General features: G+C 44.1%; 18 protein-coding genes. All 18 read right to left on the bottom strand.

From position 1 onward, the window contains the following. Positions 1-15 precede the first annotated feature (15 nt). Positions 16-1,101: a tetratricopeptide repeat protein gene (locus tag J2S74_RS09560; RefSeq protein WP_307324714.1), complete on the bottom strand. Its 1,086-nt coding sequence runs from the start codon at positions 1,099-1,101 to the stop codon at positions 16-18. A gap of 634 nt (positions 1,102-1,735) precedes the next feature. Beyond that, positions 1,736-2,392, bottom strand: a complete 657-nt coding sequence (gene hisIE / locus J2S74_RS09555; protein WP_307324712.1) for a bifunctional phosphoribosyl-AMP cyclohydrolase/phosphoribosyl-ATP diphosphatase HisIE — start codon at positions 2,390-2,392, stop codon at positions 1,736-1,738. Then, on the bottom strand, positions 2,389-3,147 hold the full coding sequence (gene hisF / locus J2S74_RS09550) for an imidazole glycerol phosphate synthase subunit HisF (RefSeq protein ID WP_307324710.1): 759 nt from the start codon (positions 3,145-3,147) through the stop codon (positions 2,389-2,391). Before hisF ends, hisIE begins: the two co-directional genes overlap by 4 nt. After that, positions 3,148-3,879, bottom strand: coding sequence for a 1-(5-phosphoribosyl)-5-[(5-phosphoribosylamino)methylideneamino]imidazole-4-carboxamide isomerase (gene hisA / locus J2S74_RS09545; protein ID WP_307324708.1), 732 nt, complete (start codon positions 3,877-3,879; stop codon positions 3,148-3,150). A 1-nt stretch (position 3,880) separates the two neighbouring features. Then, positions 3,881-4,513, bottom strand: a complete 633-nt coding sequence (gene hisH, locus J2S74_RS09540; RefSeq protein WP_307324706.1) for an imidazole glycerol phosphate synthase subunit HisH — start codon at positions 4,511-4,513, stop codon at positions 3,881-3,883. Continuing rightward, positions 4,510-5,106: an imidazoleglycerol-phosphate dehydratase HisB gene (hisB, locus tag J2S74_RS09535; protein ID WP_307324704.1), complete on the bottom strand. Its 597-nt coding sequence runs from the start codon at positions 5,104-5,106 to the stop codon at positions 4,510-4,512. Before hisB ends, hisH begins: the two co-directional genes overlap by 4 nt. A gap of 49 nt (positions 5,107-5,155) precedes the next feature. Then, entirely contained in the window at positions 5,156-6,451 is a 1,296-nt protein-coding gene (hisD, locus tag J2S74_RS09530; protein WP_307324702.1) for a histidinol dehydrogenase, read from the bottom strand. Next, entirely contained in the window at positions 6,448-7,110 is a 663-nt protein-coding gene (hisG, locus tag J2S74_RS09525; protein WP_307324700.1) for an ATP phosphoribosyltransferase, read from the bottom strand. The genes hisD and hisG overlap by 4 nt, the downstream gene beginning before the upstream one ends. Continuing rightward, positions 7,107-8,297: an ATP phosphoribosyltransferase regulatory subunit gene (locus J2S74_RS09520; protein WP_307324697.1), complete on the bottom strand. Its 1,191-nt coding sequence runs from the start codon at positions 8,295-8,297 to the stop codon at positions 7,107-7,109. The genes hisG and J2S74_RS09520 overlap by 4 nt, the downstream gene beginning before the upstream one ends. A gap of 451 nt (positions 8,298-8,748) precedes the next feature. Continuing rightward, complete coding sequence (locus J2S74_RS09515; protein WP_307324695.1) at positions 8,749-9,264, bottom strand: acyltransferase; 516 nt, start codon at positions 9,262-9,264, stop codon at positions 8,749-8,751. A 105-nt stretch (positions 9,265-9,369) separates the two neighbouring features. Continuing rightward, complete coding sequence (gene ppaX / locus J2S74_RS09510) at positions 9,370-10,050, bottom strand: pyrophosphatase PpaX (RefSeq protein WP_307324693.1); 681 nt, start codon at positions 10,048-10,050, stop codon at positions 9,370-9,372. A 96-nt stretch (positions 10,051-10,146) separates the two neighbouring features. Continuing rightward, positions 10,147-11,127, bottom strand: a complete 981-nt coding sequence (locus J2S74_RS09505; RefSeq protein ID WP_307324691.1) for a nucleoside recognition domain-containing protein — start codon at positions 11,125-11,127, stop codon at positions 10,147-10,149. A gap of 530 nt (positions 11,128-11,657) precedes the next feature. Next, positions 11,658-12,539: a prolipoprotein diacylglyceryl transferase gene (gene lgt, locus J2S74_RS09500; protein ID WP_307324688.1), complete on the bottom strand. Its 882-nt coding sequence runs from the start codon at positions 12,537-12,539 to the stop codon at positions 11,658-11,660. A 253-nt stretch (positions 12,540-12,792) separates the two neighbouring features. Beyond that, a complete protein-coding gene (hprK, locus tag J2S74_RS09495; RefSeq protein WP_307324877.1) occupies positions 12,793-13,731 on the bottom strand; it encodes an HPr(Ser) kinase/phosphatase in 939 nt (312 codons plus the stop codon). A gap of 439 nt (positions 13,732-14,170) precedes the next feature. Continuing rightward, positions 14,171-14,527: a phage holin family protein gene (locus J2S74_RS09490; RefSeq protein ID WP_307324686.1), complete on the bottom strand. Its 357-nt coding sequence runs from the start codon at positions 14,525-14,527 to the stop codon at positions 14,171-14,173. A 1-nt stretch (position 14,528) separates the two neighbouring features. Beyond that, positions 14,529-14,726, bottom strand: a complete 198-nt coding sequence (locus J2S74_RS09485; RefSeq protein ID WP_307324684.1) for a PspC domain-containing protein — start codon at positions 14,724-14,726, stop codon at positions 14,529-14,531. Positions 14,727-14,802: 76 nt separating this feature from the next. Continuing rightward, entirely contained in the window at positions 14,803-15,906 is a 1,104-nt protein-coding gene (locus J2S74_RS09480; RefSeq protein ID WP_307324873.1) for a DUF4097 family beta strand repeat-containing protein, read from the bottom strand. A 773-nt stretch (positions 15,907-16,679) separates the two neighbouring features. Continuing rightward, complete coding sequence (uvrA, locus tag J2S74_RS09475) at positions 16,680-19,559, bottom strand: excinuclease ABC subunit UvrA (protein ID WP_307324682.1); 2,880 nt, start codon at positions 19,557-19,559, stop codon at positions 16,680-16,682. Positions 19,560-19,567 lie beyond the last annotated feature (8 nt).

Below are 19,567 nucleotides of genomic sequence, written 5' to 3'. Positions count from 1 at the left end.
CGACGCCTTAGCCGTCTAATTAGAAGGGTTGGTTAGGAGCTTGCCCGGTTGAGAATAAATAAACCATTCATCCTCAGGCAATGTGTATTTATCCTCTAGGGATAAACGGTCTAGAAAATGACGAGCAATTTCTTCGTTTTCCTGATCCAACTCCTCCGTTTTTTCAAAAAGTTGTTTTGCCTTCGTTATATTTCCATTTTTCCAAGCCACAATGGCCATTTGGTGAAAATAGGCAGGCTGCTTTTGGAAATCACTTTCTCGGTATAGCTTCTGAAACCATTTATAGGACTTTGCATACTCCCCAAGATAGAATAGGGTTCTTGCTAAGTAATAGCAGTGCCAATCCTTCATTGGGCGAAGGTTGATTAAGTTTTTCACCCAAGTTTCCTTTCCTTCATCTCCCGTTTTTGCAAGAAGGAGGGTCATATTACATTGAGCAAGGAAATTAGGCTCTTCCTTCATTAATAAATCCTTTAAAATAGACTTAGCATGCTCTGTGTCCCCTTGGTACATAAGGGATTCAGCGAGATAAGCATACACATCCCATTCCTTTGGATTTTCCATCAAATACCCACGGGCCTCTTTTTCCGCCCATTCATAGTCACCTTTATTTAATAAATCCACGATGTTCTCCAACGGAGTAGGTTCCATATTTAAGTCATCCAAATCCGCAAAGAGGGTCAGACCCTCTTCTTCTAGCATATATAATAAAGAATGGGCATCGTCTGTAAATTCGCCATCCGGTTCAAGCTGTAAATACTTTTTTAAACGGAGCTTAGCCTGATCGAATTTTCCTAGATGAGCTAAGTTATTTGCCATGAAAAAATAACACTCACTCATGGAATTGTCAATCTCTTTAATAATTTTCTCTAACCAATCATTAGCCCCTTCGAAATCACCTTTTTCAGAAAGAACAATAGCTAACTGACATAAAAAGACTGGCTCCTCAGGTTCAATGCGAATGGCTCGCTCTATATAATTAATTGCTTGGTCAAGATTACCTGCTTGATAAGCTTCAATTCCTTTTTTATAAAAATAAGATCCATCCTGAAGGAAAGGAATTACTTGACCCTTCTTTAATTTTGAGTCCATTTCACTCATACTGTGAGCCTCCCATCGCTAAAAAAATCGATTCCTTTTATATTCGTAAAACAATTATTTATTAGTAAGTCTATTATGGACAGATATGTTTAGAAGAAAACTAGAATATATATTTACTTTAAGTTATTCTCGAATCCGTTACAAGCGGACGCCTTCCACTCCTTCGAGTTATTTATATCAATATTTAAAGTTTCCATTAAGGCGTTTAATCATCATACCTTAGTAAATAAAAAAAGGCAATGATAACTGGTGAATACGGAAAATTTTACATAATAATTGCAGTATAACACGTCACATCTCTTGTAACAACGGAAATCAAGGACCCAATTCGGACGGGTCAAGGCCACTGAAAAAGATCGCTTTTTATCTTTTTCAGTGGCCTTGAAGCAATGAGCGGAGCCGTTGCAATGTTTTCAAAGCCTTATATGAGTGGGTTTCTCATATAAGGCGCGCAACGAGCGAAGCCATTGCCACTGTTCAAATTGACTTTTTCAGTGGCCTCGTCTTTTTCCTTTATCAGTGGCCTCGAAGCAATCAGCGAAGCCCTTGCAGGATTTTTAAAGCCTACTCCTGCGGTTACTCGTCGCAGTGTCTTGACCAGTGTCTTGACCGGGTCCCCGACAATTTTGTGACATTAGCTGCCGTGTCTTTCGGCTAATCGTTTTAGTACGGCATCTAAAGGTAACTCTTGCTCTCGTAATAATACAAGCCAGTGGTACAATAAGTCGGCACTTTCCCACGTGAGCTCCTCTTTGGAACGATTTTTCGCGGCAATAATGACCTCTGCCGCTTCTTCTCCTACCTTCTTCAGAATCTTATCTACACCTTCGTCAAACAAATAAGTAGTATAAGAGCCTTCAGGACGTTCAGCTTGGCGTTCAGCGATGACCTTTTCTAATTCGTTGATAATGGCGAAACGATCGGCCGTTTCCCTGTCCGTACTAGAGGATAATGTAGCATCGGAACGATCTCCCTGCTCTACTTTTTCTGTAAAGCAAGTGAAGGTCCCATTATGACAGGCTGGTCCTGCCGGCTCCACAAGGACAACAATAGCATCCTGATCACAGTCTAAACGCATCTCTACGATTCGCTGCGTATTTCCAGAAGTCGCCCCCTTATGCCATAGCTCTTGACGGGAACGGCTGTAAAACCATGTTTCTTCCGTTTCTAAACTTTTTTTCAAAGACTCTTCGTTCATATATGCTAAGGTTAATACTTCCTTTGAACCATAATCCTGAACAATAGCTGGAATTAGTCCCTTTTCATCAAACTTTATATTTTCTAAATTCATCGTATTTCCAGCCCCTTTTCCTTCAAATACCCTTTCACTTCTGCCACAGAAGTCTCTTTATAGTGGAAAATCGATGCTGCAAGTGCCGCATCCGCTAAACCCTCTTCAAATATCTCATAAAAATCCTCGGAGGAACCTGCTCCTCCTGAGGCAATGACAGGAACGGTCACCGCTTCCGATACAGCCTTTGTTAAGGAAACGTTGAAACCTGATTTTTCCCCATCCTGATCCATGCTTGTGAGAAGAATCTCCCCAGCACCAAGCTCGACCGCTTCTTTTACCCATTCCACAACTTCACGTTCCGTAGAGCGGCGTCCCCCGTGCGTATATACTCGCCAGGATCCTAGCTCCTCATCCCACTTTGCATCTACGGCTAATACTATGCACTGAGAACCGAAGAAATCTGCCCCTTCACGAATAAGTTCTGGACGAAGCAAGGCGGCTGTGTTCACGCTCACCTTGTCGGCCCCCGCACGGAGAATTCGCTTCATGTCATCCACTGAATTGATTCCCCCGCCAACGGTAAAAGGAATGGCCAGCTTACCAGCCACCTCCTCCACCACGTCTACCATTGTTTCACGCCCCTCATGGGAGGCGGAAATATCGAGAAACACTAGCTCGTCGGCCCCTTGCTCATCGTAGAAGGCAGCCAGCTCCACAGGGTCTCCAGCATCGCGGAGGTCCACAAACTGCACACCCTTCACGACTCGCCCTTCCTTTACATCAAGACAAGGAATAATACGTTTTGTCAGCATTTACGACTGCACCTCCCGCAGAGCTTCCTCTAAGCTGAAGCGTCCAGTATAAAGGGCTTTACCAACGATCGCTCCAGAGATTCCTTCTCCTGAACGCCTAGCAAGCTCCTTCAAGTCAGCTAACTCCGACACACCGCCAGAAGCAATTACTTCCTTGCCAGTGACATCCCCAAGGCTGGCAATCGCTTCTGTGTTCGGACCAGTGAGCATGCCGTCGCGGGAGATATCTGTCATAATGAACGTTTCTGCCCCAAAAGAAACTAACTGCTGAGCCAGTTCCTCGGCCTTTACTTCGGAAGTTTCTAACCAACCATGTGTAGCCACATAGCCATCCCTTGCATCAATACCAATGGCAATTCGTTTCCCACCGTATTCTGCTAGCATTTCTTTTACAAACTGCGGATCTGAAATGGCAGCACTACCTAAAATGACCCTGCTGACGCCACCGGATAAGTATTTTTCCACTGACTCCCTGGTACGAATTCCTCCACCAACTTGAACTTGAGCTTCTAGCTCCTGTGCCGTTCGCAGGACTACCTCATGATTCACTGGCTCCCCTGCCTTTGCCCCATCAAGATCGACCATGTGAATCCAATTTGCACCCTTTTCCCCGAATCCCTTCGCCATTTCAAAGGGAGAATCCCCATATACCGTCTCTTTATCGTAATCCCCTTGCAAAAGGCGGACACATTTACCTCCACGAATATCAATTGCCGGATATATTGTAAACATATTAACCGCGCCCCCCATTCTGTTCAGCGAAATTCTTTAACATTTGCATACCTAACACACTACTTTTTTCCGGGTGAAATTGCGTTCCCCACACATTCTCACGGGCCACCACCGCCGGAACAAGCTCCCCATATTGACTCGAAGCCACAAGCACATCGGGATCCTCCGTCCGCACCACATAAGAATGGACGAAGTAAACATGCCCCGATGGAACATCCGTTAAGATCGGATGGCTCGGCTGATGAAACGTAAGACGATTCCACCCCATGTGCGGCACCTTATACAAGCTACCATCTTCTCTTTTTCCGGGAAAACGAAGGACCTGCCCTGGAAGAAGGCCAAGCCCCTTCGTTGGACCATTTTCTTCGCTTTCTTCAAATAGTAATTGCATTCCTAAGCAAATACCGAGAAGCTGACGCCCATCTTGTGCCCACTGTTGCAAAAAGGTATCAAGACCTCTTTTTTTCAGTTCCTCCATCCCATCACGAAAGGAGCCAACTCCAGGGAGAAGTAGGCGGTCTGCCTTTGCCAGCTCTTCTGGGTTTTCGCTTACGTAGGAAGTGTGGCCGATTCGCTCCAATCCTTTCGTAACGCTATGAAGGTTTCCCATTCCGTAATCGACAATACCAATCATGATAAGCTTCCTTTCGTTGATGGAACTCCCTTAACGCGTGGGTCAAGTTGTGTGGCTTCATCTAGTGCTCTACCTAACGCTTTAAATATAGCTTCAATGATGTGATGAGTGTTATGACCATAATGAACGATAACGTGAAGGTTCATTCTTGCTTCTAAAGCGAGCTTCCATAGGAATTCATGGACAAGCTCCGTATCAAAGGTGCCGACCTTTTGCGCAGGGAGCTCTCCGCGGAACTCCAAGTGGGGGCGGTTGCTTAAATCTACAACCACTTGTGCAAGGGCGTCGTCCATTGGTACAAAAGCATTGCCGTAACGGCGAATTCCCTTCTTATCCCCAAGGGCTTGTTTGAGGGCTTCCCCAAGGACGATCCCAACATCCTCCGTTGTGTGGTGGTCGTCAATTTCCACGTCCCCATTTGCTTTAATAGTAGCATCAAAAAGGCCGTGTCTCGTTAGTAGGTCGAGCATGTGAGACATAAAGGGTACATTCGTATCAATCGTAACGTCCCCTGTTCCGTCTATGTTAAAAGAAACTTCCATTTCTGTTTCATTCGTTTTTCTGTGTATAGTAGCTTCACGCTTTGTAGTCATGATATGGCCCTCCTTTTCACGGACCGGGTCCGTGACAATTTTGTGAACTTTATTGGTTTTTTTGCTGTGATTGTGTTTGTAATCTGTATTCTACTGCCCTTGCATGGGCTTCTAATCCTTCTAATCTTGCAAAGGCACTGATTTTTTTACCGTTATCCTCGATTGCTTGTTTACTGTAGGAGATAATACTTGATTTCTTCGTGAAATCTTCCACATTTAGGGGACTGGAAAAACGGGCTGTTCCATTTGTTGGGAGTACATGGTTTGGTCCAGCGAAATAGTCCCCAACCGGTTCGCTGCTGTATTTTCCTAAGAAAATGGCACCAGCATGACGGATCTGCGGCAGTACATCCCAAGGTCCTTCCACCATTAATTCCAAATGCTCTGGGGCAAGCTCGTTAACAGCAGCAATAGCTTCGTTCCATGAGTCAGCCACATAAATGGCACCATAATCGTTAATGGACGCCTCGGCAATGTCTTTTTTCGGAAGGGACTGTAATTGATCTGCTACTTCCTCGGATACTGCCTCCGCTAGCTTCGAACTATTCGTTACTAACACCGCAGAAGCCATTGGGTCATGTTCTGCTTGGGAAAGGAGGTCCGCTGCCACATAAGAAGGCTCTGCCGTCGCATCTGCGAGGACGACAATTTCACTTGGTCCAGCAATCATATCAATAGCCACTGTTCCGAACACTTGCTGTTTTGCCAGCGCCACATATATGTTACCTGGTCCAACAATCTTATCTACGGGGGCAATCGTCTCGGTCCCATAGGCAAGGGCTGCAACCCCTTGCGCTCCCCCTACCTTATAGATTTCCTCTACCCCAAGCTCGTTGGCCGTTACAAGAACCACATCATTTAAGGTACCGTCCTTTTGCGGTGGAGATACCATTACTATACGTTCTACCCCCGCCACCTGGGCAGGAACCACATTCATTAAGATCGTGGAAGGATAGGCAGCTCGCCCTCCAGGTACATAAACACCAACAGCATCTAAAGGAGTAACCTTTTGCCCGAGGATCGTACCATCGGCTTTCGTCGTCATCCACGATTGCTGCACCTGTCTTCCGTGGAAATCCCGTATATTATCACGAGCTTCTCGGATAATTTCGATTGTTTTGTCATCCACCCTGTTATAGGCAGAAGCAATTTCATCCTTAGAAACGAGGAACTGGGAACTAGATAAGGCAACCCCATCGAATTTTTTCGTAAAAAGCTCGACGGCCTGATCTCCCTCATTTTTCACAGAAGTGATAATTTCCCTAACAGCTTCTCGCTGTGCGTCTGTTCCTTGGTCGATGGAGCGCTTTAAGGTCACATCCTTTGTGAGTGGGATGATCCTCATACCTCTTCTCCCCCTTCAATGATCGCAGAGATCCGTTCCACCATATCATCTATTTGCACCGATTTCGTTCGATAACTTACAGGATTCACAATAAATCGGGAAGTGATAGGCATCATCGTTTCCACTTCCACCAAGCCGTTTTCCTTTAACGTTCGGCCAGTGGAGACAATGTCCACAATTCGGTCCGCCAGCCCGATAATTGGGGCCAGCTCAATGGAGCCATTTAGCTTGATAATTTCCACCTGCTCCCCCTGCTCCCTGAAGTAACTGGAGGCAAGGTTGGGATACTTGGTCGCTATCTTCGGCGCAATATCCGCCTTCGGGTTATAGGTAGGAAGTGCCGCCACTGCCATGTAGCATTCACTAATTTTTAGGTCCAGCACCTCATAGACATCCCGTTTTTCCTCAATGAGCACATCTTTCCCAGCTACTCCCACATCCGCTACCCCGTGCTCCACATAGGTGGGAACATCCATTGGTTTTGCCAAAATAAAGCGCATGCCCGCTTCAGGGGATTCGATAATTAGCTTTCTAGACTCATCGAATTCCGGCGGTAGTGGATAGTTGGCCTTGCGGAGGAGGGCTACCGCTTCGTCAAAAATTCGTCCCTTCGGCATGGCAACGGTTAAAAGCTCTCTTCTATTTGTTGTTTCTGTCATCTCGCTCCCCCTCCATTTCCGTTGGACCCTACTAAATAAATAACTTCCGAAAACTGAGCCGAGTACGCATCCACATTGTTCACCCCAGTCACATCCTGCATGACAACGGTACGGTTTTCCTGGCGAAACTCTGTGGCCTTCTCCATAGCCTCTTTCCTTCGCTCATTGCTAAAAATAATGCACACATCGTTAATAATCGTTTCCTTCGTTTTTCCAAGGGCTTCTGTTAAACGATCCAGCCTTAGGCCAAAACCAGTAGCCGGCTCCGGATGATCGAATTTAGCGAGCAATTCATCATAACGACCGCCGCTGCCTAGTGGGTACCCTAGCCCTTCACTATAGGCTTCAAAAACCGTTCCCGTGTAGTAGCTCATGTGCATGACTAGATTTAAATCGATGATGATTTTATCAGATAAATTGTACGCCTCTAATACATCAATTAATTGATACAGCTGGCTTAATGCTGCCTTCCCTTCGCTGCTCTCCACAATATCATTTGCCTTTTCCAAAACCTCTGTGCCACCTTTAAGACCAAGGAGATTCTTCAGGCGACGTTGGTCGATGGAAGACAGGGCGAGCTGATCCACCGCTTTACGGAAACCAACATAATTTTTTTCATATAAATACCTGCGGAAAGTGGCCACGCGGGATTCATTCCCTAGAACCTCAAGTAGAAAGGCGTTCACAAAGCCGAGATGCCCCACGGCAATTTGGTAGTTTTCTAATCCAGATTTTTCCAAGGAAGCCATCATGAGAGCAATGATCTCCCCATCGGCACTGTTGGAATGATCCCCAATAAGTTCCACACCAATTTGTTCAAATTCCGCTGACTTTCCCCCTTCGCGCTGCTGGGAGCGGAAAACGGGTGCATCGTACGTGAGGCGGAGAGGCCTCTCTGCTGTGCTTAAGGTAGACGCCGCAATACGGGCAATAGGTGCCGTCATATCTGGGCGCAGCACTAATGTATTCCCCTCTTGATCTAAGAGTTTAAACAGCTGCTGGTCAAGGATCGCCGATGCAGCACCAATCGTTTCCGAAAACTCTAATGTAGGCGTTTCAATTGGAGCATATCCCCAACGGGCCACCTCCTCCGAAATGGCATCCCTCACCTGCTTTTTCAGTTGATATAATTCTGGGAGCGTATCACGCATCCCCACCGGTTTCTCAAACATAAACAACTTCGTCATTCCCAAAACACCTCAAATTTCACTATTTTGTCACAATTTTGTCACAGACCCGGTCCCGTAAGATATATATCATAGTTTGAATCTGTTTTTTGCTTTCGCTTTTACTTTCACTTTTGCTTTAGTTTGCTAACGTGATAAATTATTAAAGTTATTAATTAGTAGTCTACAGTGCATTAGTGAGAACGTCAACAGATTAGTTCACATTTATTTTGTTCTTTTTAAATTTTCTGTATCCCTTAGTGATACGATGGTAACTGGAGAAGAGCTGGTGGCCACTGCTCGAAATTCTTTGCTACTTCTCTTCTCGTGCACTACTCAGCCCTTCTACCGCTCCAAGTCCAGCACCTTTTCATGCATCCTATCTCCAATAGTCCTCAACCTTCAAACTATTCACATCCACAAATAATCGTTAAAGACGACAAAAAACTCCTATTGAACAGCAGTCTGCCCATTAGGAGTTTTCCTTTTCTTCCATTTCTCGTTGTTCCTTTGTTTTTATCACACGCATGGGGTTTCCCCCTACGAATGAGCCTGCTGGTACATCCTTATGGACGAGGGTTCCAGCAGAGACAATGGCACCATCTCCTATCATTACCCCAGGCAAAATAGTTGTATTGGCACCAACCATGACGTTATCTCCAATATGTACTTCCCCTAACCGATATTCCTTAATTAAGTATTCATGGGCCAAAATTGTCGTGTTGTAACCAACGACAGAATTTTTCCCAATGCTGATTTTTTCCGGAAACATAATGTCCATCATGACCATCAGGGCAACGGCTGCCTTATCCCCTACCTTCATTCGTAAAAAACGACGGTACAGCAAATTTTTCACGGATAAAAATGGGGTATACCTGGCGACCTGAATAACAATAAAGTTTTTGACTACCTTCCAAAAGGATACGGTCTTATACACCTGCCATAAGGAGTTAGCTTCCTGCACAGGATACCTTGTCGTCCTCCTCATTCCTTCACCCCCTCGATTGTAAGAAGGGGCTGGACGAATGATGCCCTCGCTCCAGCTGATTAAATAAGTCCCCTTCCCTTCAAAAAAACCTATCTGCTTTTAATATTATTTATTAACCCCAAGGTAATCTAATAACTCTTCCATCGTTTCAAGCATAATATCCGGTTCATACACCGCAAGTGCCTCTTTTCCTTGTATGGTCCAAGCCACTCCAGCGGTGTACGTTCCAGTGTTTTTACCACCTAAAATATCATGCTTGCTGTCACCAACCATTAATGCCTTCTCCGGAGTTGACCCAAGTGCCTCCAAAGCTTTCTCCAACGGCTCCGGGTCGGGCTTATAGTTGGTTACTTCATCTAATGAAACTACTACGTCAAAAAACTTATCAATGCCCATCAGCTTCATGCCCTTTACAGCCGTGTCGCCGCGCTTTGTTGTCACAATGGCCATTTTATAGCCCTTCTCTGCCAAAACCTCAAGGGTTTCGTATACACCCTCGTATTCTTTCACCAATTCATCATGCTTGGCATGATTAAAGGTTCGATACGTCTGGGTCATTTCCTCCATTTTCATAGGATCTAATTTTTCGAACGTTTCCGATAGTGGCGGTCCAATAAAGGAGATCACGTCCTCCCTCGTATACTTCCCCGGATAATACGTCTCCATCGTATGTAAAAAGGATTCCAAAATGAGATCAATCGTATTAATCAATGTTCCATCCAAATCAAATAAAATCGTATCAACCTTCTTCAGGGCCTGTACCCTTTCCTCGTTCTTCGCTGTCATGCTATCTATCTCCTTTTTAAAAATTGTGCGGAACCCGGTCCGTGAACAAAAGTTCAGGGACCGGGTCTGTGACAAAAATGTGAACAACCAATAGGGTTAAGAGGTTCGTTCTTGTGGAATTTGGTCTCTTTCTTCCACAGATTCTTTCCTATCACCCTTATTCTTCTCTATTCGATTCCAGATTATAGCTACTGCTATCGTCAAGACAATTGCCGTAACGAGACGGATAAGCAGCAGAGGCCATAATGGAATTCCCAATGGTGCAAACAATAATGTATCCTCAATGACGGCGTGACAGGCCACCAAGAAAATCATCACTAAATAAATATCCTTCTTCGAAACCCCATCTTCCTTCACCGCTTGAATCATTACGCCAGCACCGTAAGCTAAACCAAACACCAATCCCGCAGCCAACGTAGTAGATGTATTTTCACGAACACCTAGAACTCGGGTAAATGGCGACATCCACTTCGAAAAAACATCAAGCCACTTTAAATCTTTCATAAATTGAATGAAAATCATAATAGGAATAACAATGAATGCCAATTGAAGAATACCGAAGAAAGCACTCTCTACTCCTTGAAATACAATAGCCCCAAAGCCTGATACCGTTTCTCCGCCTCCGCTAGGAACCAATCCATACTTTGCTATCTCTCCTCCACCTTGCCAGAAGAGGTTAATAACCCAAGCGGAAAACAACGCTAAGCCAATCCGAACCACAAGCATGATCCAAATTTTAACCCCAACCTGCTTCGCAACAGCCGATTCCACAAACAGGTTATGGGAAAAGGACAGCATCACAGCCAAGATAAATACTTCCTTTACGGTAAGTTCCATCGTCAAAATAGCCCCAATAGCCGCATATAAGTTCAACACATTCCCTAACACGAGAGGAATTGCTGCTTCCCCGGACAATCCAATATATCCCATCAACGGTGACAGGACCCGCGTCAGCCAATCCATTACCGGTGTATGGCCTAATATAGTAACAATTAATGTGATAGGAAAAATAATTTTCCCCAAGGTCCATGTGGTTTGGAGTCCCACCTTGAGACCTTCCTTCCATGATTTCACCATCCCGGCTCACCTCCCTTTTTGAAACTCTATTTTAAAAAATTGTTTTTTTAAGAATATAATTAGGCTTGGATACGCTACAGGCGGACCCTTTCCGCGGGCAACGCTTCAGCCTTCTCTGGAAAAAAGCCGTCCGGGGTATTCGGCCGATAACCTGTCTCTTCCTATATAAGCACCGCTTCGAAGCATATGCGTCGAGACAACTCGTAGCACTCTTTACCTGCGACGAGCAAACGAAGTGGCGCAGGAGCAAACTCTTGAAGCTATGCTCGTCGCTGTAGTCGCGCCCTTCCACATCTCCAAGCTAACCAAAAAAGCACCAAAGTTTAAAAATACAGTCTTTTGAAAAGTCCCTATTAGTCATTATTCTGGAAAAAAAAGATGGCGTCAAGGCTTCCACCTTAAGACACCATTTATTTCCACAGAGGCCACTGAAAAAGATCGCTTTTTATCTTTTTCAGTGGCCTTCGTTTTTTTCCTTTTTCAGTGGCCTTTTTCCACCACGGAATGGACTTCCATCCCTTCTAATCAAATCACTTTTTCTTCTTCTTTTTCTTTCCGGATTTTTTCCCTGCCTGCCCTTTATTTCCTGCAGGGGAAGGCTCTTCATCCAAATATCGTTTATCTGCCAAACCTTTTTTTCGGCGGTAAATAATGATGGCAATTCCAGCAATAATCGTAATAATGGAGACGACCTGTGCCGTTTTTAACACTCCGAAAATTAATAAGTAATCCGATCGGATCCCTTCAATGTATAAACGCCCAACGGAATACCAGATAGCATACGTGATAAACATTTCCCCACGTCGCAGGTTCACCCTCCTTAAGTAAAGGAGAATGGCAACCCCTAATAAATTCCACAAGGACTCGTACAAGAACGTCGGATGATAGTACGTCCCATTAATGTACATATTATTAATAATAAATTCCGGGATCATCATGCTTTCCAGAACACTGCGGGATACCTCATTCCCATAAACCTCTTGGTTCATGAAATTTCCCCAACGACCAATCGCCTGCCCAAGCAAAATACTCGGTGCCGCAATATCCGCAATCTTCCAGAAGGACAACCCTCGTTTTTTCGCAAAAATAACAGCCGTAATCACCGCAGCAATTAATGCACCGTGAATCGCTAAACCGCCCTCCCATATGTAAAAAGCACTGATAGGATTATGAGCAAAATGCTCCCAGCGGAAAATAACATAATATAGCCGCGCCCCAATAATCGCAGCAGGAATCGCAAACAACAGTAAATCCGCAAAAGTATCCTTCGGCAAACCACGCCTCTTCGCCTCATGATTCGCCAACAAATATCCTAAAAACGCCCCCATCATAATCAACAAACCATACCAATGAACCGTTAAAGGACCAAACTCAAAGGCAACCGGATTCAATGGTTGTATCGTCACAAACATGCTTCCACCTCTTTTTCATTCAAGGGAAACTTCCCCTCTCTCCATCTTCTAACTGTACCACACCAAACCGAAATTCTCTTTCTTTAAGCACTTTCAAACTGTGAAAAAAATAGTCAAGCCGAACACATACTAAATTTTCCCTAGAGAGTGCTAGAAGTCTAATTCCGTAATCTGAGTTTCTCATATATTTTTGAAGAAAACATGAAGTTGCGGCTATCTGCACTTACGTTTTTTCAGGGAAGCTTAGGAGTGTTTAAAACTCATCCTTGTCCCCTTCCTCAATCACGTTAGCAAGCTGTTCTGAAAACTGCTGAGCCGCATTAATTCCCATTCTCTTTAAACGGAAATTCATCGCTGCTACTTCAATAATAACTGCTAAGTTACGTCCAGGACGAACGGGAACCGTCATCTTTGGTAAATCCGTATCAAAAATTTGTACATGATCCTCATCTAGTCCTAAACGATCATATTGTTTTTTCTGATCCCAAAGCTCTAAATGAATGGACATAGCGATTCTCTTAAAATTCCGAACGGAACCGGCACCGAAAAGAGTCATTACATTTATAATCCCTAATCCACGGATTTCCAGAAGATGCTTAATTAAATCTGGAGCTCGTCCAACTAACACACCTTCTGATTCCTGGCGAATTTCCACCGAGTCATCGGCTACCAAACGGTGTCCCCTGCGAACAAGGTCCAGCGCCGTCTCACTTTTACCAACCCCACTGGATCCTGTAATTAGAACGCCTACCCCGTAAATATCCACAAGAACCCCATGAACCGCCGTCATAGGCGCAAGCTGCCCCTCTAAAAAGTTCGTCAACTGAGAACTAAGCCGTGTTGTCGTCACATCCGAACGTAAAATAGGCACCCCAACTTCATTCCCAGCTTCAATCAACTCCGGTGGCGCATCCATTCCACGGGAAAGGACAATTGCCGGCGTATCATAGGTACATAAACGCTCCATACGCTCCTTCTTTTCTACATCTGACAACTGTGAGAAGAACGACATTTCCGTTTTTCCTAACAGTTGAATTCGTTTTGCAGGGTAGTAAGTGAAAAATCCAGCCATCTCCATACCAGGACGGGACAAATCACTCGTCGTAATCGGACGAAAGGCCACATCTTCTTCGTTATTTAACAATTCAAGATTGAACTCGTCCATTATATGTTTAGCAGTTACTTTCATCAGGAAAGACCTCCTTAAGGTATGTACTCATAAAATAGTGCCAATAAGTATATTAACATTATTAACCCACATCTTTAGTTAATAGCAAGGCATTTTTTATTTTATCATACCGATTCGAAGGTACCAAAAATATTTTTGGGACGACCCCCATGCAATAGTAATTTTGCACCATGGAGAATGAAAATTGTACATTGTCTCTCGAATTCGTTACAGGCGGGCCCTTTCCGCGGGCAATGCCTCAGTCTCCTCGGGAAGTGCACCCTGCGGTGTCTTCGCCTATTGCTTTTCCCGCTGGAGTCGCCGCCTTTCACTACTTCGAGAGGGCGAACGGCAACACGGATTTCGTATTTTCAGGGTAGACCCTATACAGTAGCGTTATCCACGAATTTTTTTACAATAAAAAAAGCTCGGGGAAATGATTCCCTAAGCTCTCTCCTCCAAACTAACGCTTCGTCACCGGGTCCACCACAAAGGAATGAATAATGGCACTTAACAAAGCAAATATGACGGCAGCCACAATAGCCATGCCGAAGCCGTCAATCACAAAGCTGCTCCCCATAATCGCCGATGTAAGCATTAAGGTGATGGCATTAATGACAAACATAAATAACCCTAATGTCAAAATGGTAATTGGCAGGGTGAAAATAACTAAAATCGGTTTAACGATCACGTTAACCACTGCCAAAATAAAACTTGCCATTAATGCTGCTCCAAAGCCGGCCACATGAACCCCATTGAAAAAATGGGCAATTATCAATAAAACAATTGCGTTAACTACAAGCTGGATGAGCCAACTCATCTTACCTTACTTCCGTTTCATTTGGAATGACAAAGACGGCGATTAAATAAGCAAGTATCACTGGAAACCCCGCTGACATGATCCAGATCACCACCACTAATATCCTCACAAGGGTCGGGTCGATGTTAAAATATTTAGCTAAGCCCCCGCAAACACCTGCAATTTTACGGTCATCCACCGCTCGGTATAAGCGCTTCATATGATCACGCTCCTTTCTTCCTCATTACCATTTGCCCCATTAAAAAATTTATCCCTGCTTCCGAAATAGGATCCTATTAATTTCGAACAGTAATGGAGCCTGTAGTAGCTTCCGCTTCTATATAAAAAGCTTGTTCCCCATCTCGGTTAGCTAAAAACGACATTTTTTTATTAGCAAATTCTTTCTTTTCTTCAATCACTGTCAGCTTCGGCAAGTCACAGTGAATGCCTCCGACCGTTGTTTTCAATTCACCCTCTGTTTTTACCTCAGAAGGCACGGTTACAGTGACACTTCCAGTCGTCGTTTTCATATAAGCACGGCTGTCAACTGAATTCAATAAGGTATAGTTAATCGTCCCGTTTAACGTCTCCGCATCGAGCTTCCCTTTCACGGCACTGATGGCAATGGTTCCATTTACCGTTTGGGCATCACAGTTTTCCACATCAAGCTTGGAAACGGAGATAGTGCCATTTACTGTTTCTAATCGAACATCATCCCCTTTAATTTTATCAAAAGAGATTCTTCCATTAACTGTTTGTGCTTCAAATTTATCAGCAACAACTTCGGATCCATTGATTCTACCATTAAAGGTATACAACTTAATTTTCTCAAGATCCTTCTTAGGTAAGTAAATAACAGTGTTCACTTTAAAGGACTTTCGACGGGATTCAAAGCGCAGTTTGTCATCAGTAACATCAAAGACAACCTCATCTAAAAATGTCCGTCTAGCTTCATCTCCATCCTTCACCTTATACACCTTCACATTACATTCAATGCGGACATCCTGTTCCTCCCATGGACGGAAAGTGATACTGCCGTTTTCTAAATGAATATCAGCCCTTCTTACCTTTGCATCTCGGTGCTGAAAAATATGTTCAATTTCCACGGAAGATCCAAAGTTAAAATCCAGGTCAAACTCCTTTATCTTTTGAATGGCATCCTCTATAAACTCTGTAAACCTTGTAGCAAAGGAAGGCCCCTTGTGTTCCGTGTACCCTCTTCTTCTGCTATTTTCCCAATCCACATCCCTAGATAAAGACCTTTCCATAACCTTTTTACTTTCTTCCTTCTTTTCCGCAGTTGCTGGGTCCTTTAAAGCATTAAGGAGCTGCAATCCTTCCTCCGCGGTAATTTTTCCATCCTCAATCATCTTCAAAATCATTTTACGTTCCTCTTGCATTGGCAAAACCAGCCTCCGTTTCGTTTCATTTTTATGGGTAGACATACATTTTCACTCGGTTATCACTATAATTATTTACGGTAAAACTAGGTAAAAAGTTTCACATTGTTATTTTTGTAAAAAATAAAATGTATTTGCTTCTACAGTAATTATTTTACAAAGTTTCATTCATTGTTAAATCGTACGGCGGACCGTTTCTATCTACGCCTTAAGTCTTATTTTCATGTTTCACCTTTTCATTATCCACTTTACTAGAATTTTTTACCTTTGCAAAGAAGATGTTATTTACATTTGTCGCGATACGGATGCTTTCCCAGCACTTCGGGCCAAGTATTAACAGTTTAGCAGTTGTAAAAGATTGATGTGTCAAAGGTTAAGGGAAGTATTGACAGTTGAGTGGTTGTAAAACGTTGAAGTGTCAAAGCTTAGGGGAAGTATTGACAATTGAGCGGTTGTAAAACGTTGAAGTGTCAAAGCTTAGGGGAAGTATTGACACTTGAGTGGTTCTAAATTGGTGAAGTGTCAAAGGTTAGGATAAGTAATAAATTCTCTAATAAATTGTCCACTTTCTTAACAGAGGACCACCACTAAGTCAACCTGTCGCGATATCACCTACTCTAATGAAAATTTCCTTTAACTAAAAAACACCGTAAAAGGAAGTGCCCCAATAGAATTAGGCCCACTATGAGTGATTTTCATCTCACAGTGGGCCTAAGTCTTTACTATTAGCTAAACTATTTTATATTTTAAACCTTGTTCCAACTTGATCCAATTTAACTCGTCGATCCTACTTTCTCTTTTTCCTGCATTCGTTTTTCCATACGCAGTCGTTCCCGTTCCAAAATTGGACTTAAGAATTGTCCTGTATAGGATCCCTTTGTTTTTGCAACTTCCTCAGGGGTTCCTTGGGCTACAATGGTTCCACCTTTATCTCCCCCTTCAGGGCCGAGGTCGATAATATGATCCACCGTCTTAATGACATCTAAATTATGCTCAATGACGAGAACCGTATCACCGTTTTCCACAAGGCGGTGCAGCACCTTCAACAATCGGTCTATATCGGCTACATGTAGTCCGGTCGTTGGTTCATCTAAAATATAGAGCGTTCGTCCTGTTGAACGTCGATGAAGCTGGGAGGCGAGTTTCACCCGCTGAGCTTCTCCACCAGACAACGTGGTGGCAGGCTGACCTAGCTTCATATAACCAAGACCTACATCAAAAAGTGTCTCTATTTTTCGATGGATCCTTGGGATATTTTCAAAAAACGCTAAAGAATCTTCCACCGTCATATCCAATACATCCGCAATGGTCTTCCCTTTATACTTCACTTCTAACGTTTCTCGATTGTATCGCTTGCCGTGACACTCCTCACATGGAACGTAAACATCAGGGAGGAAATGCATTTCAATCTTAATGATCCCGTCTCCGCGACAAGCTTCACATCGTCCGCCTTTGACGTTAAAACTAAAGCGACCTTTCTTGTAACCACGTACCTTCGCTTCATTGGTCATGGCAAATACATCACGAATTTGATCAAACACACCCGTATAAGTGGCAGGATTAGAGCGAGGCGTTCGGCCAATGGGAGATTGGTCAATATCTACTACTTTGTCAAGATGCTCGACTCCTTTAATCTCTTTATGCTCACCGGGCTTTTCCTTCGCTACAGTCAATTTTTGAGCTAACGACTTATAAAGAATATCGTTTATTAATGTACTTTTTCCCGAACCGGAAACGCCAGTAACAGCCACCATCATCCCTAGGGGAATATCTACACTAGTGCCCTTTAGGTTGTTTTCCTTGGCACCGACGATGGACAATTTTCGTCCGTCAGGCTTACGGCGCTCCGTTGGCAATGGAATGAACTTTTTCCCCGCTAAATATTGCCCTGTTAAGGAATTATCATTATTACAAATTTCCTCAGGAGTTCCTTCGGCCGTAACTTGCCCTCCGTGGACCCCTGCACCTGGTCCAATATCAATGATATGGTCCGCGGCAAGCATTGTATCCTCATCATGCTCCACGACAATCAACGTATTACCCAGGTCACGCATTTTTTCCAACGTCTGAATCAATCGGTTATTATCCCGCTGATGAAGACCGATGGACGGTTCGTCTAAAATATAGAGCACGCCCATTAAGGAAGAGCCTATTTGTGTTGCTAAACGAATACGCTGTGCCTCTCCTCCAGACAAGGTTCCAGCAGATCTGGACATGGATAAATAATCCAATCCTACGTTAATAAGAAATCCTAAGCGCTCATCGATTTCACGGAGGATCATCCTGGCGATAGTCATTTCTTTATTCGTAAGTTCCAGATTTTGAAAATACTGTTTCGCTTCCTTTATAGAAAAGCGAGTTACTTCCCCAATGTGTTTGCCCCCAACCTTTACGGCAAGGGATTCCTCACGGAGGCGGTTGCCTTTACATTTTGGGCAAGGCTTCTGGGCCATATAGCCTTCCATCTGCTCCCGGATCCAATCTGAGCTCGTTTCCGAATAACGGCGAGCCACATTGTGGATTACCCCTTCGAAATAGATTTCCTTCTCACGGACGTTACCAAACTCATTTTCATAACGGAAGTAAATCTTTTCATTTCCACTACCGCCAAGAATTTTTTCCACCTGATGCTTTGGTAGCTTGTTCAATGGGACATCCATGTCGATCCCGAAATGATCACAAACACTCTTCAACAGCTGTGGATAATATTGTGAGCTTGTTGGTTCCCAAGCGGCAATGGCATGTTCATTTAAGGACTTATCCCAATCAGGAACAAGTAAATCCAAGTCTACCTCCAGCTTTGTACCCAGCCCATCACAGGCGGAGCAAGCACCGAATGGACTGTTAAAGGAGAACATGCGAGGCTCTAATTCCCCGATGGAAAAATCACAATGGGGACAGGAATGCTTTTGGCTGAAAAGAAGCTCCTGGTCTCCAATAACGTCCACAATAACCCGGCCGTCAGCGAGCTCTAGCGCCGTTTCCAACGAATCGGCTAACCGTGATTCCACCCCAGCCTTGACTACGACTCGGTCAATGACCACTTCAATATTGTGTTTCTTGTTTTTCTCCAGCTCAATTTCTTCAGCAACTTCACGCATTTCCCCATCCACGCGGATACGGACGAAGCCTTGTTTTTTCATATCTTCTAGAATCTTTACATGGGTTCCTTTTCGCCCAGAAACGATAGGAGCGAGAATTTGCATTTTCGTTCGCTCCGGATATGCCATCATCCGGTCCACCATTTGCTGTACCGTTTGGGAACTGATTTCTACACCGTGCTTCGGACAGATAGGACGTCCCACTCGTGCAAATAGAAGTCGCAGGTAATCATAGATTTCCGTTACCGTTCCTACGGTTGAGCGAGGATTTCTGCTTGTCGTCTTCTGGTCGATAGAAATGGCTGGTGACAACCCTTCGATCGTGTCTACATCCGGTTTATCCATTTGCCCTAAAAACTGGCGGGCGTAAGCGGATAGGGATTCCACATAACGGCGCTGTCCTTCTGCATAAATGGTGTCAAAGGCCAGGGAGGACTTCCCTGAGCCTGACAAACCAGTTAACACAACCAATTTATTTCTTGGAATGGTCACGTCGATGTTTTTTAAATTGTGTGAACGTGCTCCTTTTACAACTATATTATCTAATGCCATTGCTTTGG

It is taken from the genome of Evansella vedderi (assembly GCF_030813435.1).
GTDB lineage: Bacteria > Bacillota > Bacilli > Bacillales > Salisediminibacteriaceae > Evansella > Evansella vedderi.
This window is presented reverse-complemented; position numbering and strand designations above follow the sequence as displayed.

Bases quoted from the DNA above. Each gene is read 5' to 3' on its own strand.
- J2S74_RS09560 (WP_307324714.1), bottom strand. From the start codon at position 1,101: ATGAGTGAAATGGACTCAAAATTAAAGAAGGGTCAAGTAATTCCTTTC.
- hisG (WP_307324700.1), bottom strand. From the start codon at position 7,110: ATGACAGAAACAACAAATAGAAGAGAGCTTTTAACCGTTGCCATGCCG.
- J2S74_RS09505 (WP_307324691.1), bottom strand. From the start codon at position 11,127: ATGGTGAAATCATGGAAGGAAGGTCTCAAGGTGGGACTCCAAACCACA.
- lgt (WP_307324688.1), bottom strand. From the start codon at position 12,539: ATGTTTGTGACGATACAACCATTGAATCCGGTTGCCTTTGAGTTTGGT.
- J2S74_RS09515 (WP_307324695.1), bottom strand. From the start codon at position 9,264: ATGAGGAGGACGACAAGGTATCCTGTGCAGGAAGCTAACTCCTTATGG.
- ppaX (WP_307324693.1), bottom strand. From the start codon at position 10,050: ATGACAGCGAAGAACGAGGAAAGGGTACAGGCCCTGAAGAAGGTTGAT.
- J2S74_RS09520 (WP_307324697.1), bottom strand. From the start codon at position 8,297: ATGACGAAGTTGTTTATGTTTGAGAAACCGGTGGGGATGCGTGATACG.
- hisIE (WP_307324712.1), bottom strand. From the start codon at position 2,392: ATGAATTTAGAAAATATAAAGTTTGATGAAAAGGGACTAATTCCAGCT.
- hisH (WP_307324706.1), bottom strand. From the start codon at position 4,513: ATGATTGGTATTGTCGATTACGGAATGGGAAACCTTCATAGCGTTACG.
- hisA (WP_307324708.1), bottom strand. From the start codon at position 3,879: ATGTTTACAATATATCCGGCAATTGATATTCGTGGAGGTAAATGTGTC.
- hisD (WP_307324702.1), bottom strand. From the start codon at position 6,451: ATGAGGATCATCCCACTCACAAAGGATGTGACCTTAAAGCGCTCCATC.
- uvrA (WP_307324682.1), bottom strand. From the start codon at position 19,559: ATGGCATTAGATAATATAGTTGTAAAAGGAGCACGTTCACACAATTTA.
- J2S74_RS09490 (WP_307324686.1), bottom strand. From the start codon at position 14,527: ATGAGTTGGCTCATCCAGCTTGTAGTTAACGCAATTGTTTTATTGATA.
- hisB (WP_307324704.1), bottom strand. From the start codon at position 5,106: ATGACTACAAAGCGTGAAGCTACTATACACAGAAAAACGAATGAAACA.
- hisF (WP_307324710.1), bottom strand. From the start codon at position 3,147: ATGCTGACAAAACGTATTATTCCTTGTCTTGATGTAAAGGAAGGGCGA.
- J2S74_RS09480 (WP_307324873.1), bottom strand. From the start codon at position 15,906: ATGCAAGAGGAACGTAAAATGATTTTGAAGATGATTGAGGATGGAAAA.
- J2S74_RS09485 (WP_307324684.1), bottom strand. From the start codon at position 14,726: ATGAAGCGCTTATACCGAGCGGTGGATGACCGTAAAATTGCAGGTGTT.